This window comes from Acidovorax sp. GW821-FHT10E03 (assembly GCF_059415205.1).
In genome coordinates, this window is record NZ_JBWKMU010000002.1 from 112,052 (window position 1) to 130,406 (window position 18,355).

Here is an 18,355-nt window from a genome sequence, read left to right on the forward strand (position 1 = left end):
TTTCGGTGTGATTGATAGTTTCTAAAAATCTCCTTGATTGCTTACCACCGCAGGCAGCGAGCGGCGTCGAGCAAACGACAGCCGCTGCGAACGCTCCTCATCCGACAGCACCAGTTCAGTCTTCGGTCTGCCTGTCCTCATCGCGGTATCTCCGTTTCAAAGATACCTCACTGGTACGCACGATAAGTACCAGTTGTTCACGAGACGGAGCACCAGTCCACAGAACGGCTATTGCAGCCAGCATCAAGGACAACAACAGCACACCCCACTGGGAAAGCGTTGGAATCCCCGTGGAGACTGCGGCCAGTGCCACACCGCCCGGATCCGGGATAGAGCCATTCAGCGCTAGATCATCATCCCCCAAGCCGCCATCCGTAAGTACCAGCGTGACTGTGTTGCCGGTGATCGTCGCTCCGGGGAACGGGTACCAGTGGGGTGCACCCTGGCCCGGCGTAGGGCCGTATTTCATGTACACGGCGCCGGATGGGAACGGCTGCGGATAAGTCAGCGTGATGGTCACTGCGGCACCGTTGGTGCAACCTCCGACGATCACATCGAATAAGCCCTGGGGAAACACATACCCGGCCGTGCCCCCGGAAGGCGGCGAGCCCGCGCCTCCCGTACGGGGGATGAAATTCGCCTGGTCAAAACCGCAGCCAGCCGGCCCCGACAGGCTGGCATTCACCGTACCGCCTCCGGTGGGGCTGATGCCCGTCGCCGTGGTGGGGCGCGAACGCATCACGGTGACCGTGTAGTTTTTGGTGGAGCCGCTCTGGGCGGTCACTTGCACAGTGACCATGTTGTTGCCGACGTTCAGCGCAATGGGGGCCGACGCGTTGCCGCTGGGCGTGGCAACGCCGTTGACCATGACACTCGCACTGCCATCGGCCACGGTGGGGGTGACGGTGATGGAGCTGTCGGGCACGGTAGCGGTGTAGTTCTGCTGGGCCGCGCTGAATACCGGGCTCAGGGTGCCGCTCGACAACAACAATGCGCCCAGGTCGTTATTCGACGAGACCGCACGCGTCACGGTGACCGTGTAGGTCTTGGTGGTGCCATTCTGCGCGGTGACCACGACCGTGACGGTGTTCGCACCGGTGTTCATGGCGATGGCGCCGGAGGCATTGCCGCTGGCCACGGCAACGCCGTTGACCGTCACCGCTGCGTTCGGTTCATTGACCGTCGGCGTGACGGTGATGCTGGTGGTCGCGGCCGCGATCGACATCGTGTAGCCCGTGGTGCTCGGCGCAAACGCCGGGCTGATGCTGCCGCCCGGCAACGCCAGGGCCGACAGGTTGGCGTCGCCCGATCCCGCCCGCGTCACCGTCACCGTGTAGGTCTTGGTGGTGGTGCCGTCCTGCGCTGTCACGACGGTGGGAATGGTGTTGGCACCCACCGCCAGCGCAATCGCGCCCGAGGCACTGCCGCTGGTGGTGGCCACCCCGTTCACTGTGACGCTGGCAGTGGCATCGGCCACGGTTGGCGTCACGGTGAGGGAGGTGGTGGCGTTGCCGACGCTGGCCGTGTAGCTGGTGGTGCCAGCGGCAAAGGCAGGCGCCAAGGTGCCACTGGACAAGGACAGCGCAGACAGATCAGCGTCACCCGAAGGCAGCGCGCGCGCGATGGTCACGGTGTAGCTTTTGGTCGCGCCGTTCTGGGCGGTGACGACGATGGTGACCGTGTTACTGCCCGGGTTCATCGCGATGGCACCCGAGGCGGCCCCGCTGGTGACAGCCACCCCGTTGACGGTGATGCTGGAGGTGCCAGCGGCCGCGGTGGGGGTGACGGTAAGGCTGGAGGTGCCGGCCGCGATAGAGGCGACATAGCCCGTCGTGCCCGATGCGAACACCGGGCTCAAAGTGCCGCTAGAGAGACTCAGCGCAGACAAGTCAGCGTTGGACGACGGGGCACGGGTCACGGTGACGGTATACGTCTTGGTCGTGGTGCCGTCCTGGGCCGTAACGACCGTGGTCAGGGTGTTGCTGCCCACATTCAGCGCAATCGCGCCCGAGGCATTGCCGCTGGTAGTGGCCACACCGTTCACGGTGACGCTAGCGGTACCGGCGGCCACGGTCGGGGTCACCGTGAGCGAGGTGGTGGCGTTGCTGACGCTGGCCGTGTAGCTGGTGGTGCCAGCTGCAAACGCAGGCGCCAAGGTGCCGCTGGACAGCGACAGCGCAGACAAGTCGGCATTGGACGACCCGGCCCGGGTCACGGTCACGGTGTAGCTCAGCGGCGTGCCGTTCTGCGCGGTGACGGTGACGGTGATGGTGTTGCTACCGACGTTCAGCGCAATCGCGCCCGAGGCGTTGCCGCTGGTGGTGGCCACGCCATTGACGGTGACGCTGGCGGTAGCGTCGGCCACGGTGGGGGTGGCGGTCAACGACGTGGTGGCATTGCCCACACTGGCCGTGTAGCCGGTGGTGCCCGAGGCAAACGCGGGGGTCAGTGCGCCGCTTGAAAGCGACAGCGCGCCCAGTTGGTTGTTGCCCGACGCGGCCGCGCGGGTGACGGTGGTGGTGTAGGTGCTGGTCGTGGTGCCGTCCTGGGCGGTCACGACGGTGGTAATCGTGTTGGAGCCCACTGCCAACGCAATGGCCCCCGACGCATTGCCGCTGGTGACAGCGACACCGTTGACGGTGACGCTGGCAGTGGCATCGGCCACGGTGGGCGTGGCAGTGAGCGATGTTGTAGTGAAGGGCACGCTGGCCGTGTAGGAGGTGGTGCCCGAGGCGAACACGGGGTTCAAAGTACCTGCCGAGAGCGCTAGGTTGCTCAGGTTGGCATTGCTCGAGGGCGGTGCCGCGCGCGTGACGGTGATGGTGTAGGTCTTGGTGGTGCTCCCGTCGAGAGCCGTGACGACGGTGGTGATGGTGTTGGAGCCGACGTTCAGCGCAATAGCCCCTGAGGCGGTGCCGCTGGCAACGGTCACACCGTTGACGGTGACGGTTGCGCCCGGAGTGTCGACCGTTGGCGTGACAGTCGTGCTGGTTATTGCGTTGGCGACCGTAAAGCCGTAGCTGGTTGTCGCGGCCAAGAATGAAAAGCCGCCGGACGACGCCGACAGGGCACTCAAGTCGGCATTGCCGGTGGGCTCGGTGAACACGAAGTTGTTGAAACCTTCCTGCCACAGCTGGTTGGGCGCTCCGGCGCTGCCAGTGGTGGTGATCCGGACCTCGTCGACATTTCCGAAGTCCGCCAGCAGATTGACGGTGACGTTGGAGCCGCCCGCATCGGCAACAAAGGGATGGCCGGCACCCGTTGCCACGCCGTTGCGGTAGCCGGTGGCGGTATAGGTCGCTCCCAGCGCCTGCACGTCCTGGATGACGAAACTGGTGATGCCGAACAGACGGTTCAACTGGCTTTTGATGACAAGCGCGCCGACCGGGTTCAACGTGCTGAAGATCAGCATGGAGTTGCTGCCGCTGCTGGTCAGGTCGAAGTTCGTGACACTGCCGCTGAGCGTATTGCCGACGTTGGCGAAGTAGATCTCGTATTCGATGTTGGGAAAATGGATCTGGGCCGAGAGATTGCTGTCGAGGAACTTGGAGACCGTGAACGTGTTATCCGCGAGGGTCGGATTGATCGACAAGGTGCCAGCGACGGTGGGCAGGACATGGCGGTACGAGGGGAAGGCCAGGACCGTGCTGCGCAATGGGCCGGTACGGTGTTCCAGCAGCCAGTCGCCGCCTTGACCGGCATCACCCGTGAGGTTGGTGGACGCGGCAACCTGTGCACCGGTTGCCTCGGCCAGCAGGGCCATGAATGCCTGGCCTTCAGCGCCCCGCCCCACCTCGCAACCGTACAGCAGCAGGTCGGCCTCGTCGCCAAGCGCCTCGCGAATGCGCGCGAGGTCCGGGCCCCTCCCCCGCAATGCCTGGCTGTCGAGGGTCAGCGAGCCCAGGGCCAATGCACCTTGCGCACCATGCGAGATCAAATGGACGGCGGAGATGTTCTTGCGGCCCGACAGCGCGTCGGCCATCTGGCGCAAGCCATCAGTCCTGGCATCCAGCACGACAACCTCTGCCGCTGAACCCGCGCCAGCCATCAACGCTTCGTGGTGGGCCACATCATCTTCAATGAAAAGTACCGCCGTGCGTGCCAGGGCAGGGGTCGGCAGCGCCGCGGCGAACGCCAGCGAAGAAGCCGCCCCCAATATCCAGAAAAAACCCGCCACCCACAGCGCCCGGAGAAAAACAACTTCTGAAAGTTTTTTCCCCAGATATCCCTCATTGATTTTTTTCACTAATTGCAATCAGTAAATTTGAAATTGAATGCAGTAAATCATGATTCCTTATAAATAACCATTGATATATTAAATTCAGCAATAAAGCGCTTGAAATGCAACACCAGACAAAAACCACATGGCGAATGACCCGGCCGGCGTCTTCTCGTTCCGCCGCCCGCTGCAGAAAAGCCACCCAAAAAACAAAAAAGGCCCCGGCCGGTGATCACCGGCCGGGGCCTTTTTATCGGGTTCGCGTTGTCTCACACGTTCATGATCGACACCAGGCGCGTGTTCATGTGTGCCTCGATGGCCTCCGGGCCGCCTTCGGAGCCGTAGCCCGAATCCTTCAAGCCGCCGAACGGCAGCTCTGCGGCAGGAGCAGCAGCCTGGTTGATCCACAGCATGCCCACTTCCAGCCGCTGCGCCAGCAGGTGGGCGTTCTTCAGCGAGGTGGTGAAGGCATAGCCGGCCAGGCCGAACGGCAGGCGGTTGGCCTCGGCGATCGCGTCCTCGATCTTCTCGAAGCCGCGCACGGCCGCCACGGGGCCGAAGGGTTCTTCGTTGACGATGCGGGCGGACAGCGGCACGTCGTTGAGCACGGTGGGCTGGAAGAAGTTGCCTTCGGTGCCGATGCGCTCGCCACCGGCCAGCACCTTGGCGCCCTGCTGCACCGCGTCGGCCAGCAGGTCGGCCATGGCGGTGATGCGGCGCGGGTTGGCCAGCGGGCCCATCTGCGTGCCGGCGGCCAGGCCGTCGCCCACTTTCAGGCCCTGGGCGTACTTGGCGAAGGCCGCGACGAACTCGGCACGGATGCTCTCGTGCACCAGGTAGCGGGTGGGCGAGATGCAGACCTGGCCCGCGTTGCGGAACTTGGCGCCGCTCCCGATCTTGATGGCCAGCTCCAGGTCGGCGTCTTCGGCCACGATCACGGGGGCATGGCCGCCCAGCTCCATGGTCACGCGCTTCATGTGCTTGCCGGCCAGCGCCGCCAGCTGCTTGCCCACGGGCGTGGAACCCGTGAACGTGACCTTGCGGATGACCGGGTGCGGAATGAGATAGCTGGAGATTTCAGCCGGGTCGCCATACACCAGGCCCACGGTGCCCGCGGGCACGCCGGCATCGGCAAACGCGCGGATCAGCTCGGCCGGGCTGGCGGGGGTTTCCTCGGGGGCCTTCACCAGGATGGAGCAGCCCGCGGCCAGCGCGGCGGCGAGCTTGCGCACGACCTGGTTGATGGGGAAGTTCCAGGGCGTGAAGGCCGCCACGGGGCCCACCGGGTCCTTGAGCACCATCTGCGTGGCCTTGAGGTTGCGCGAGGGCACGATGCGGCCGTACACGCGCAGGGATTCGTCGGCGAACCATTCGATGATGTCGGCCGAGGCCATGGTCTCGACCTTGGCTTCGGCCAGGGGCTTGCCCTGCTCCTGCACCATGACGGCCGCAATCGCCTCGGCGCGCTCGCGCATCAGCGCGGCGGCGCGGCGCATGGTCTTGGCGCGTTCGGCGGCGGGCATGCCGCGCCAGGCCTCGAATCCCTTTTGCGCGGCGGCGAGCGCCAGGTCCAGGTCGGCCTTGCCGGCATGGGCCACGCGGCCGATTTCCTGGCCGGTGGACGGATTGAACACCGCGATGGTCTTGCCATCGGCGGCATCCTGCCATTGACCGGCAATGAAAAGTTGGGTGCTGGGGTAGCTCATGCAAAGGCTCCTGATGACAAAACGGTGGTACGGACAACCTCGGGCCCGGCGCGGGCCGGACCAGACGGAAAACCGGACACTATAGGCGCCCGCGCGCCGCCCCGCAGACAAGGCCGTGCAACCCCGCCCCGCGGAGCTGGCTATTGGCGGCCGTGGGCCACCCGTGCGGTGGCCACGCGCAGGGCGCGCCGCCGCTCCCCGCTTGCACCTACTGCGCGGACGCGGCGGCCACCTGGGCGGTTGCCTCCCCACCCCAGCCACCCCCCAGCGCCCGGATGAGGCCCACCGTGGCGACGTATTGCGCCGTGCGCACCTGCAATGCCTGACGGCGGTTGCGCAGCTCGCTGCGGCGGGCGTCCAGCAGTTCGAGCTGGCTCACCAGGCCGTTGCGGTACCGCGCGTCCGACAGCTGCGTCGCACGGCGCGCGGCGGTCACCGCTCGCGCCTGGGCCTCGGCCTGGCCGGACAACAGGCGCAGCGAGGTCAACTGATCCTCCACGTCGCGGAAGGCATTGAGCACCTGGCCCCGGTGGTCGGCCAGCGCGGCTTCGAGCCGGGCCTTCGCCCCCTCGATCTGCGCATCGCGCTGGCCGCCGTCAAAGATCGGCAGCGACAGCAGCGCACCCACACCCCAGGCGCGGGCGGACCACTTGAACAAATCACCCAGCTCCGGCGATGCATGCCCCGCGTTGCCCGTGAGCGTGACGGCCGGGAACCACGCCTTCTGCGCCACGCCCACGCGGGCCTGCGCGGCCAGCACGGCGGTCTGGGCGGCCGACACATCGGGGCGGCGGGCCAGCACGGTGCCGGGCACGCCGGGCGGGATCACCGGCAGCGCCGCGTCGCCCGTGGCGGGGGCCAGAACAAAGCCGCTGGCCACCTCGCCCGCCAGCACGGCCAGGGCGTTGGTCAGCAGGGCCTGCTGGCGCTGCAGGGCCAGGGCGTCGGACTCCGTGGCGGCCACTTCGGTCTGCACGCGGGCCACGTCCAGTTCAGCCACGTCGCCCGCCTGCAGGCGGCGCTGCGTGAGGCGCAGCGTGCCTTCGTAGGCGGCCAGGCTCTCCTGCACCAGCACCTGCTCGGCCTGCACGGCGCGCAGTTGCAGATAGGTTTGCGCCACATCGGCCTGCACCATGAGGCGCGTGCTTTGCAGCAGGGCTTCGCGCGTGTCGGCGTCCAGGCGCGCGGCGTCGCTGGTTTGCGAGAGGCGGCCGAACAGGTCCAGCTCGTAGGAGGCGTTGAGCCCCGCAGTGCCCAGCGTGGCGGGTGCCGCGCTGCCGGTGGTGGCAGCGCCTGCCTGGCGCGCCACGCCGGCCGAGGCGCCCACCTGCACCGAGCGGGCGGCGTCGGCAGAGCGCAGCAGCGAGCGCGCCTCGGCCAGCCGCGCGGCGGCCTGCTGGATGCTGGTATTGGCCGTGCCCGCACGCTGCACCAGGTCGGCCAGCACCGGGTCTTGAAAGCCCAGCCACCATTCGCCGCGCGGCTGCGCCTCGGCGGGGGCGGCGACCGTCCAGGGTGCCGTGGGCAGCGTGTCGCCGCCGGCGGTGAAGCGGGTGGGCACGGGCACGCCCGCATGCGGCGCGGGGGCCACGGGCTGCGTCATGCAGCCGGCCAGCACCAGGGCGGCGGCCAGGGGCGCCAGCAGGCTGCGCTTGCGCACCGCTGGGGCGACGTCAGGGGAGTTCTTCAATAACGAATCGGTCATGCTTGGTCTCCGGCCCCATCGAATACACCCGCTGCATCCTGCAGCGTGGCGCGAGCGTCCAGGGCCACAAAGGTCGTTGTGGTCGTGTGCATCATTCGTGCTCCTTGCGGGGCGCGGCCAGCACGGGGTGGGAGATGCCGCCGCTGCCCGGGGTGTGCGAGATGGGCGCCACATGCGCGCCATGCTCCACCAGCGGGCGGTTGCCTGCCAGCTTGCGCAGCAGCACGTAGAACACGGGCGTGAGGAACAGGCCGAAGGCCGTCACACCAATCATCCCGGCGAACACCGCCACGCCCATGGCGCTGCGCATCTCGGCGCCCGCACCGGTGGACAGCACCAGGGGCAGCACCCCCATCACGAAGGCCAGCGAGGTCATCAGGATGGGGCGCAGCCGCAGGCGGCTGGCCTCGATGGCGGCCTGCACCGGTGTGCGGCCCGCAAACTCCAGCTCGCGCGCAAACTCCACGATCAGGATCGCGTTCTTGGCCGACAGCCCCACCAGCACGATGAGTCCGATCTGCGTGAACACGTTGTTGTCGCCCTTGCTCAGCCACACACCCGTCATCGCCGCCAGCAGGCCCATGGGCACGATCAGGATGATGGCAATGGGCAGCGTCAGGCTTTCGTACTGCGCGGCCAGCACCAGGAACACCAGCAGGATGGCCAGCGGGAACACCAGCACGGCGGAGTTGCCGGCCAGGATTTCCTGGTAGGTCAGCTCGGTCCACTCGAACGTGATGCCCTGGGGCAGCGTCTCCTTGGCGATGCGCTCGATGGCCGCCTGGGCCTGGCCCGACGAGTAACCGGGCGCGGGGCCGCCATTGATGTCCGCCGCCAGATAACCGTTGTAGCGCATGGCACGCTCGGGGCCGAAGCTGGGCTCCATCTTCATCAGCGCCGACAGCGGCACCATCTCGCCGGTGGCGGAGCGCACCTTGAGAAGGCCCACGTCCTCGGCTCGCGCGCGGTAGGCCGCATCGGCCTGCACGCGCACGCTGTAGGTGCGTCCGAACTGGTTGAAGTCGTTGGCGTACAGGCTGCCCAGGTAGATCTGCAGCGTGTCGAACACGTCCGTCACGGGCACGCCCAGCTGGCGCGCCTTGGTGCGGTCGATGTTGGCGTACAGCTGCGGCACGTTGACCTGCCAGCTGGTGAACAGGCCGGCCAGCTCGGGCGTCTGGTAGGCCTTGGCCATGAAGGCCTTCACGGCGCCATCCATGGCTTCGTAGCCCAGCGAGGCGCGGTCTTCGATCTGCAGCTTGAAGCCACCCGTGGTGCCCAGCCCCGCCACCGGGGGCGGCGGGAACATGGCGATGAACGCATCCTGGATGCCGCCGAACGCCTGGTTCAGCTGCCCTGCCACGGCGCCGCCGCTCTGGTCGGCGCGGGTGCGCTCGGCAAAGGGCTTGAGCGTGGCGAACACGATGCCCGAGTTCGAGCTGTTGGTGAAGCCGTTGATCGACAGGCCCGGGAAGGCGATCGCGTCTTCGACGTTCGGGTTCTCCTTCATGATCTCGCCCATGCGGCGGATCACGTTCTCGGTGCGGTCCAGCGTGGCGCCGTCGGGCAGCTGGGCAAAGCCGATCAGGTACTGCTTGTCCTGCGCGGGCACGAAGCCGCCGGGCACGATCTTGAACAGCCCCACCGTGGCACCCACCAGTGCCAGGTAGATCACGAACATCAGTGCCTTGCGGCCAATGACGCGCTTGACGCCGCCGCTGTAGGCCTCGGAGCCGCGATGGAACAGGCGGTTGAAGCCCCGGAACAGGCCACCGAACACCTTGTCCATGCCGCGCGTGAGCGCATCCTTGGGCTCGTTGTGGCCCTTGAGCAGCAATGCACTGAGTGCGGGCGACAGGGTCAGCGAGTTGATCGCCGAGATCACCGTGGAGATCGCGATCGTGACCGCGAACTGGCGGTAGAACTGGCCCGTGAGCCCGCTGATGAAGGCCAGCGGCACGAACACCGCCACCAGCACCAGCGCGATGGCGATGATGGGGCCGGACACTTCACGCATGGCGCGGTAGGTGGCCTCGCGCGGGGTCAGGCCCGCCTCGATGTTGCGTTCCACGTTCTCCACCACCACGATGGCGTCATCCACCACGATGCCGATGGCCAGCACCAGGCCGAAGAGCGACAGCGCATTGATCGAGAATCCCAGCAGGTGCAGCACCGCGAACGTGCCCACCACCGACACCGGCACGGCCAGCAGCGGGATGATGGAGGCGCGCCAGGTCTGCAGGAACAGGATCACTACCAGCACCACGAGGGCGATGGCTTCGAGCAGCGTGTGGATCACGGACTTGATCGAGGCACGCACGAACTGCGTGGGGTCGTAGGCAATGCGGTACTCCACGCCTTCGGGCATGTTCTTCTGGATCTCGTCCATGGTCTTGCGCACGTTGGCCGAGATGTCGAGCGCGTTGGAGCCCGGCGCCTGGAACACGCCCATGCCCACGGCCGGGTCGTTGTTGAGCAGCGAGCGCAGCGAGTAGTCGGCCGCACCCAGCTCCAGGCGGGCAATGTCGCGCAGGCGCGTCACCGCGCCGTCGGCACCGGTCTTGACGATGATGTCGCCGAACTCTTCCTCGGTCTGCAGGCGGCCCTGCGCGTTGATGGACAGTTGCAGGTCCACGCCTGGCAGGCCGGGCGATGCGCCCACCACGCCCGCGGCGGCCTGCACGTTCTGGCCGCGGATGGCGGTCACCACGTCGCTGGCCGAGAGGCCGCGCTGCGCGACCTTCTGCGGGTCGAGCCACACACGCATGGAGTAGTCGCCGCCGCCGAAGATCTGCACCTGGCCCACGCCGCCAATGCGGGCGAGCCGGTCCTTCACATTGAGCACCGCGTAGTTGCGCAGGTAGTCGATGTCATAGCGGTTGTTGGGCGAGACCAGGTGGACCACCATGGTCAGGTCCGGCGCGCTCTTCACGGTGGTGACGCCCAGGCGGCGCACTTCCTCGGGCAGGCGCGGCTCGGCCTGCGAGACGCGGTTTTGCACCAGCTGCTGTGCCTTGTCGGGGTCGGTGCCCAGCTGGAACGTCACCGTGAGCGTCATCACGCCGTCGGTGGTGGCCTGGCTGCCCATGTAGAGCATGCCTTCCACGCCGTTGATGGACTCCTCCAGCGGCGTGGCCACGGTCTCGGCGATCACCTTGGGGTTGGCGCCGGGGTACTGTGCGCGCACCACCACGGAGGGCGGCGCGACTTCAGGGTATTCGGAGATGGGCAGACCGCGCAATGCGATGAGCCCTCCGAGGAAGATGAGCACCGACAGCACCCCCGCAAAGATGGGGCGGTCGATGAAGAAGCGGGATAGATTCATGGATGCAAATTCCTTGCGTCGCTCCCGCTCAGGCGGCGGGCGACTTGCTGTTGTTCTTGGCTTCCTTGCGATCACCCGCAATCTCGGCCTTCGCGGTCATGGGCACGGGCTGGGGTGCCACCACGGCACCGGGGCGCACGCGCTGCAGGCCGTTGACGACGATGTTCTCGCCCGCCTTGAGGCCCGAGGTGACCACGCGCAGGCCGTCAATCGGCGCGCCCAGGGTGACCTCGCGGTACTCGGCCTTGTTGCCCTCGCCCACCACCATCACGAACTTCTTGTTCTGGTCGGTGCCCACGGCACGCTCGTTGATGAGCAGTGCCTGCGTGTTGCGGGCCTGGCCCATGCGGATGCGCGCGAACTGGCCGGGCATCAAGGCGCCGTCTTCGTTGTCGAACACCGCGCGCACACGCACCGTGCCGCTCTTGGCATCGACCTGGTTGTCGATGAGCTGCAGGCGGCCGGCATGCGGCGTGCCGCCCGTGGTGCCGGTGCCCATCTGCACGGGAATGCGCTCGATGAGCTGGCGCGCGCTGTGGCCGCGCTGGCCGCTTTGCAGGTCCGCCAGGGCCTTCACCACGATCTGCTCGTCGGTATCGAAGCTCGCGTAGATGGGGCTCACGGACACCAGCGTGGTCAGCACGGGGGCGCCCGCACCGGCGGCCACCAGGTTGCCCACGGTGACTTCGATGCGGCCCACACGGCCCGCCACCGGGGCGCGCACCTGGGTGTAGCCGAGGTTCAGCCTGGCGGTCTGCAGCGCGGCCTGGGCGGCGCGCAGGTTGGCATCGGCCTCGCGCTGCGCGTTCAGGCGTTCGTCGTGCTCGCGCTGGGCAATGGCGCGCTCTTCGAGCAGGCGCGTGGCCCGCTCCATTTCGCTGCGGGTGTACGACACGCGGGCCTGCGCGGCCACCACCTGCGCCTCGGCACGGTCCACCTCGGCGGCGTAGGGTGCCGGGTCCACGGTCACGAGCAGATCACCCTGCTTCACCAGCGAGCCTTCACGGAAGTGCACGGCCTGCACGGCACCCGAGACGCGCGGCCGCACGTCCACACGCTGCACGGCTTCGAGCCGGCCGGAGAACTCGTCCCACAGGGCGATGTCCTTTTGCAGCACGGCAGCCACCGACACGGGCATGGCCGGTGGCGCCGCAGGGGTGCCATCGGCCTGCGCCACGGGCGCCTGGAAAACAAGGATGGCGGCGGCTACGGCGGCCGTCACGGCGGTGGCCAGGGTGGCCAGGCCCAGCGGGCGGCTCTTGTGGGAGAGAGGATTGGAGTTCATGGTCACTTTCGGTCATAAGGGCGGCCTTCGCGGGCACGCCATGGAAGGTTTTCTGCCACAGCAGGTGTCAGTGCACTGGTGCAGGCAGGTGTCAGTGCGGCGGCGCAGGTGCGAATCTGGGCAATGACACGGTGAGAAGGTCAAGCCCGGAACGCAGCGCGCGGGCCCATGGGCGCTTGCACGTCAACAGACGCTTTGGCGCTGGGTGGTGTGACAGCCGCCGCAGCCGGCGGGCAAAAAGATGGGTGTGCTCATGGTGTTTTCTTTCCTCCGTGTCGTTCAAATCAGTGGCGTCGGGCACAGGGGGGAGGCATGCGCGGGCAAAGCCTCTCCCTCCGGCACGCCAGGCCGGAAAATCAGTGCAAAGAATGCAAATGGATTGTTGAGAGGCCGAAGTATCGAACCTCAACTTAAGTTGAGGTCAATGACTTTCTGCGGCCAGGGTCTTCAGGAGGGCACCGGACATCGGGTGGCCTCAAAGAACATCCGGAACTGGTCCTGGGCGCCCGCGGCGCACGGACATTCGTGCTGGCCGGTCTGCAGCAGCGCATCGGGCCACTGGGCGGTCTTGGAGAACACATGGCGCGTGACCTGCAGGCCCGCAGCCTCCAGCCGCGCGGCGTAGGCCAGTGCCTCGTCGTGCATGGGGTCGGTGTCCCCCACCAGCACGAGCGTGGGCGGCAGGCCCGAGAGCCGGTGCGCGGACGCCGGCACGGCATAGGGATGCTCGGCATCGCGGGGGCAGCGCAGGAAATTGCGCCAGCCTTCCGTCCACTTGCAGCCCGTGGCGTTGCCCGTGGCTTCGCGCAACGAGGCCGTGCCCACACAGGGGTCGAGCATGGGGGACAGGAGAATCTGCCCGGCCAGCGGCGGGTGCGACTGGTCCCGCGCCATCAGGCCCACGGCGGCAGCCAGGTTGCCGCCCGCCTCTTCCCCGGCCAGATAGACCAGCGCGCCCTGCCCGCCGAGCTTGACCCGGTTGCGGTGCACCCACTTGAGCACGTCATAGCCCGTGTCCACGGGCTGCGGAAACGGAGTGAGCGGGTAGGCCACGGAAACCACCACGGCCCCCACACCCTCCAGCAGGGACGCCACGGTGCAGCCGTTGTCGAGATCCCCCGACACGAAGGCCCCGCCATGAAAATGCACCACCACGGGCGAGGCCTGTCCGGCCTTCTTGCGGCCGTACATGCGCACCGCCACGTCCTGCCCCTTGGTCACCTCGATGATGGCGTCGGAGCACACGGACACCGCCGCCTTGGAAGCGGCCCCAGCCGCGCGGGCTGCCTTGGCGGGCGCTGCGGCAGGCTGCGGTGTGGAGGATGGCGAAGACGGTTGGTCGGGCTGCATGGCATGTACCCAGTGGGTGAAGGTAGGTGAACGATGGGTCAAATGTAGTAGCTTGTGCCTTCAGGATAAACAGGCCAAACACCACCGCACTGTTTCCAAAAGCTCAACAATCACGGGGTGGCGCGCGTGTGAGAATTCCTCAGCACCCACTGGTGGGTGCTGTAGTTCCAGATTCAAGGAGAAGCCATGGACCAGATACAGGCCATGCGCATATTCGTGCGGGTGGTGGAGGCCGGCACGTTTACCCGGGCGGCGGATTCGCTCTCGCTGCCCAAAGCCACCGTGACCAAGCATGTGCAGGCGCTGGAGGAGCGCCTGCGCGTGAAGCTGCTCAACCGCACCACCCGGCGTGTGACGGTGACGCCGGACGGCGCCGCCTACTACGACCGCACGGTGCGCCTGCTGACCGATCTGGACGACATCGAGGCCAGCATGACCAACGCGCGCGCGAATCCACGCGGGCGCCTGCGCATCGACGTCGGAACGTCCATGGCGCAATTGCTCATCATCCCGCACCTGGCGGAGTTCCATGCCCGCTACCCCGACATCCAGCTGGACCTGGGGGTGAGCGACCGCATCGTGGACCTGATCGGCGACAACGTGGACTGCGTGATCCGCGGGGGCGAGCTCAGCGACCAGTCGCTGGTGGCCCGGCGCATCGGCAACCTGGAATTCATCACGGTGGCCTCGCCCGACTACGTGTCGCGCAAGGGCTCGCCCGCCCACCCGCTGGAGATCGAGGAAAAGCACGCCAGCGTGATCTACTTTTCCCCCCAGACCGGCCGACACTACCCGCTGGAGTTCCGCAAGGGCGACGAGTCCATCGACATCACGGGCCCCTACCAGCTGAGCGTCAACGAGAGCAATGCCTACGTGACCTCCATCGTGGCGGGCCTCGGGATCGGCCAGATCACGAGCTACCAGGCCGAGCGGCACCTGCAAGAGGGTACGCTGGTGCGGCTGCTGCCGGAGTGGACCCAGCCGCTGCTGCCCGTGTATGTGGTGTACCCCCCCAACCGGCACCTGAGCGCGAAGGTGCGGGCCTTCGTGGACTGGGCGGCAGAGCTGTGCCAGCGTGAAACCGGGCTCCAGCGGGTTGCTTGACCCCGCCGCCCGCGGCCTTATGCTTGGGTCCATGAACGCCACCGAGCCCCGCCCAGACCCCGCGACCCAGGAAGCCCCCGCGCCCACAGCAGCACCCGCCGGCGCGCCGACGTCCACACCCCAAGCCCCCGCCAGGCAGCCGCGCAACCCCCTGCACGGCGTGACCCTGGAAGCCATGGTGATCGGGCTGGCCGACTACTTTGGCTGGGATGAACTCGGCCGGCAAATCCCCATCCGCTGTTTCCAGAGCGACCCCAGCGTGGGCTCCAGCCTGAAGTTCCTGCGCAAGACGCCGTGGGCGCGCGAGAAGGTCGAAAGCCTGTACCTCTTCATGCTGCGCGACCAAAAGCGCAACGCCCAGGAGTAGTAGCAGCAGGCAGCAGCCGCCGGCGTCAGCCCAGCGCCTGCACCACGTCGGCCTGGAGGTCCTGCACATCCTCGATGCCGATGCTCATGCGCACCAGCGCATCCGACACCCCGTTGGCGCGCCGCACGGCCTCGGGCATGCCGCGGTGGGTGGTGGATGCGGGGTGGCAGGCCAGCGAATCGGCATCGCCCACGGACACGGCCTGGGTCACGATGCACAAGCGGTCGAGGAAGTGCCGCGCGGCCTCGCGCCCGCCCCGCAGGTCGAACGCCAGAATGCTGCCGAAGTGGCGCATCTGGCGCGCCGCCACCGCGTGCCCGGGATGATCGCCCAGGCCGGGGTAATACACGCGCTCCACCGCGGGATGGCGGTCAAGGCCGTGGGCCAGCGCATGCGCCGATGCGCAGGCGGCCTGCACGCGCAGCGGCAGCGTCTTGAGCCCGCGCAGCAGCATCGCCGCCTCGTGCGGGCTGAGGCACCCGCCCAGCTGGCCCATGCCCGCCGAACGAATCGCATTCATCAGCTCCACGGAGCCCACGGCCGCTCCGCCGGTGGCGTCGCCGTGGCCACTGATGAACTTGGTCGCCGAATGCACCACCACATCGATGCCCAGCGCCCGTGGCCGGGTGAGGTAAGGCGTGGCAAAGGTGTTGTCGGCGATGCTGATCGCGCCCGCCCGCCGGGCCACCTGCGCCACCTGCTCCAGGTCGGTCACTTCCAGCGTCGGGTTGCTGGGCGTCTCCACGTAGACGATGCGCGTGCCCGTGGGGAGGCCCTCCTGCAAACCCTCCACGGTGGCGAAATGCCGCACGCCGATGCCCAGGCGCGGCAGCAGCGTGCGCATCACGCCATCGGTGCCGCCATAGAGCGTGCCGACGCAGGCGACGGTATCGCCCGCCGAGAGCAGGCCGATCAGGCTCGCGCTGATGGCCGCCATGCCGCTGGCGAACCCGACGGCGGCGGGGGCGCCTTCCAGCAGGGCCATCTTGCGCTCGAAGGCGGCGACGGTCGGGTTGGCGAAGCGACTGTAGACGTAGCCAGGCGCATCGCCATTGAAGCGGCTCACGCCCGCATCAAAATCGTCATAGGCAAAGGCCGAGGTTGCGACGATGGGCGTGGCGATGGCCCCCGTGCCGGGATCGGGTGCCTGGCCCGCATGGACCGCGAGGGTGCGGAAACCCCAGGCGTGTGATGGATCGGGGGTGGGTGGAATCTGTGTGGTCATGGCGTATGCGGCTTTCCTGGCACTCTCACTGCGGGCCTTGGCCGCGCGCTCAGTCGGTGAACGCCACGGTGTGCCTGGCGCGGCGGTCGACCTGCAGATTGAAGATATCCGGCCGTGCATAGTGGCCGACCACATCGAAGTCATAGCGCGCGCGCACCAGCTCCTCCACATCGATCTGCGCGGTGAGCAAGCCTGTCCGGCCCTGCAGCGGACCCGCCAGCACGTCGCCCAGCGGCCCGACGATCACGCTGTTGCCGCGGATGAGCGGCCGGTCCGGCTCCCACCCCGGCGCCTCCACCCCCAGCTCACGCGGCGACGGCTGCACCTGGCAGGCGCTGATCACGAAGCAGCGCCCCTCGTGCGCGATGTGGCGCATGGAGCACTGCCAGATGTCGCGTTCGTCCACCGTGGGCGCGCACCAGATCTGCACACCCTGCGCGTACATGGCGGTGCGCAGCAGCGGCATGTGGTTCTCCCAGCAGATCACGCCGCCCACGCGGCCCGCGGCCGATTCGACGACCGGCAGGGTGGAGCCATCTCCCATGCCCCATATCAGCCGCTCGGTGCCGGTGGGCATCAGCTTGCGGTGCCTGGCCACCAGCCCCTCCACCGGGTCGAAGTACAGGGCAGTGCAGTACAGCGTGCTGCCCGCGCGCTCGATCACGCCGAGCACGAGCGTGGCGCCGGTGCGTGCCGACAGGCCGGCCAGTGCCTGCGTCTCGGGCCCTGGCACGTCGATGGCGCTGGCGTGGTACCGGGCGAAGGCCTCACGCCCTTCCGGCAGGCGATAGCCCAGGCGCGTGCCAAAGATCTCGCCCTTGGGGTAGCCGCCCAGCAGGGCCTCGGGCATGACCACCAGCCGCACGCCCGATGCCTGGATATCGGCCTCGTGGGCGAGCACATCGGCCAGCGTCTGCGCGGTACCCGCGGGGGAAGAGCCGATCTGCAGGGCGGCAACGGTCGTGAGGGGCATGGTGGAAGTCCTTGGGAGAAAGAGGTCCCCCAGTGTTGCCAAAGCCCTAAGATGAATCAATCCGCCACCGTTGCTTAGTGATATGAATAATATTGATATCGGATTTGATCTCAACGGCCTGCGCGTCTTCGAGGCCTTGCACGAGGAAGGTGGGGCCACGCGCGCGGCGCTGCGGGTGGGCGTGACCCAGTCGGCCGTGAGCGCGGCGCTGGCACGGCTGCGCCATGTATATGGCGACCCGCTGTTCACCCGCACTGGCCGTGGCCTGGCGCCCACGCTGCGCGCGCAGGAGCTCAAGCCCGTGATCAGCGAAGCGCTGAACAAATGCAGGGAGAGCCTCGCCCTGGGCTCCACGCCCCAGGCCCGCTATCAGGGGCGGTCCGTGGTGATCGGCATGTCGGATGATTTCGAGATCGCGATGGGCCAGGCGCTGGTGAGGGCCGTGGCGCAGCACGCGCCCGGCCTGCGCCTGGCCTTTCGGCAGACGCACAGCCAGATCGTGGCCGAGATGCTCATGGCGCGCGAGATCGACCTGGCGATCACGGCCGGCGGGTTCGCCACACGCTGGCTCAGCCACCAGGCGCTGGGCGAAGGGGGGTACGCCTGCCTCATCGACGCAGTGGCGCCGGGCCCCGTCGCCAGGGCGGGCAAGCGGCGCGGCGGCGCAGCCCCGCCCGGCCTGAGCGTGGAGGACTACGTGCACCGCGAGCATGTGCTCATCTCGTCGGGCGGCTTCATCGGCGTGGTGGACGAGGTGCTGGCCGCCACGGGCCACAAGCGCCGTGTGATTGCATCCACCACGCATTTCGCCGCCCTGCCCTACCTGCTGGCGGGAACCCGCGCGGTCGCCACGCTGCCCGCGCATGCGGCCCAGGCGATCGCGCGGATGACCGGCCTGCAGGTTCTGCCCTGCCCGATCGCCATGCCGCGCTATGCCATCGAGCTCGGCTGGCGCACCGATGCGCTCCGCGATTCGGCGGTGGCGCATGTCCGCACCATCGTGGCGCAGCAGTGGCCCCAGGGATCTGCTGCCATGGGGGCCTGAGCCCCCGGCCTGCGCCCGCCTGCCGTGCGGGGTTTCTTTCGGTATCGCGCC

General features: G+C 67.8%; 11 protein-coding genes. 3 read left to right on the plus strand and 8 right to left on the minus strand.

Going from position 1 to position 18,355, the window contains the following annotated elements:
* Positions 1-115 precede the first annotated feature (115 nt).
* The 6 genes from AC07OD_RS03705 to AC07OD_RS03730 form a co-directional block, all read right to left on the minus strand.
* Entirely contained in the window at positions 116-4,246 is a 4,131-nt protein-coding gene (locus tag AC07OD_RS03705) for an IPTL-CTERM sorting domain-containing protein (RefSeq protein WP_494595211.1), read from the minus strand.
* Between the two features lie 242 nt (positions 4,247-4,488).
* A complete protein-coding gene (locus AC07OD_RS03710) occupies positions 4,489-5,925 on the minus strand; it encodes an NAD-dependent succinate-semialdehyde dehydrogenase (protein WP_494595213.1) in 1,437 nt (478 codons plus the stop codon).
* A gap of 208 nt (positions 5,926-6,133) precedes the next feature.
* Complete coding sequence (locus AC07OD_RS03715) at positions 6,134-7,630, minus strand: efflux transporter outer membrane subunit (RefSeq protein WP_492253570.1); 1,497 nt, start codon at positions 7,628-7,630, stop codon at positions 6,134-6,136.
* Positions 7,631-7,721: 91 nt separating this feature from the next.
* The gene (locus AC07OD_RS03720) at positions 7,722-10,955 is read right to left on the minus strand and encodes an efflux RND transporter permease subunit (RefSeq protein WP_492244058.1); all 3,234 of its coding nucleotides are present in this window, start codon (positions 10,953-10,955) and stop codon (positions 7,722-7,724) included.
* Between the two features lie 28 nt (positions 10,956-10,983).
* Complete coding sequence (locus AC07OD_RS03725) at positions 10,984-12,240, minus strand: efflux RND transporter periplasmic adaptor subunit (RefSeq protein ID WP_218295425.1); 1,257 nt, start codon at positions 12,238-12,240, stop codon at positions 10,984-10,986.
* 447 nt (positions 12,241-12,687) lie between these two features.
* On the minus strand, positions 12,688-13,590 hold the full coding sequence (locus AC07OD_RS03730) for an alpha/beta hydrolase (protein ID WP_494595216.1): 903 nt from the start codon (positions 13,588-13,590) through the stop codon (positions 12,688-12,690).
* Between the two features lie 186 nt (positions 13,591-13,776).
* Between AC07OD_RS03730 and AC07OD_RS03735 the strand changes: the two genes are divergently transcribed.
* Together AC07OD_RS03735 and AC07OD_RS03740 are read left to right on the plus strand one after the other, a co-directional pair.
* Positions 13,777-14,694 carry a LysR family transcriptional regulator gene (locus AC07OD_RS03735; protein ID WP_494595217.1) on the plus strand — a complete coding sequence of 306 codons (918 nt, stop codon included), beginning with the start codon at positions 13,777-13,779 and terminating at the stop codon, positions 14,692-14,694.
* Between the two features lie 31 nt (positions 14,695-14,725).
* The gene (locus AC07OD_RS03740) at positions 14,726-15,061 is read left to right on the plus strand and encodes a VF530 family protein (RefSeq protein WP_494595218.1); all 336 of its coding nucleotides are present in this window, start codon (positions 14,726-14,728) and stop codon (positions 15,059-15,061) included.
* Between the two features lie 25 nt (positions 15,062-15,086).
* Here AC07OD_RS03740 and AC07OD_RS03745 read toward each other — a convergent pair whose 3' ends face one another.
* Both AC07OD_RS03745 and AC07OD_RS03750 read right to left on the minus strand, forming a co-directional pair.
* The gene (locus tag AC07OD_RS03745; protein WP_492244060.1) at positions 15,087-16,286 is read right to left on the minus strand and encodes a trans-sulfuration enzyme family protein; all 1,200 of its coding nucleotides are present in this window, start codon (positions 16,284-16,286) and stop codon (positions 15,087-15,089) included.
* A 49-nt stretch (positions 16,287-16,335) separates the two neighbouring features.
* A complete protein-coding gene (locus AC07OD_RS03750; protein WP_492244061.1) occupies positions 16,336-17,259 on the minus strand; it encodes a carbon-nitrogen hydrolase family protein in 924 nt (307 codons plus the stop codon).
* An 82-nt stretch (positions 17,260-17,341) separates the two neighbouring features.
* Here AC07OD_RS03750 and AC07OD_RS03755 point away from each other — a divergent pair, with 82 nt between their 5' ends.
* Positions 17,342-18,304, plus strand: a complete 963-nt coding sequence (locus AC07OD_RS03755) for a LysR family transcriptional regulator (RefSeq protein ID WP_494595220.1) — start codon at positions 17,342-17,344, stop codon at positions 18,302-18,304.
* Positions 18,305-18,355 lie beyond the last annotated feature (51 nt).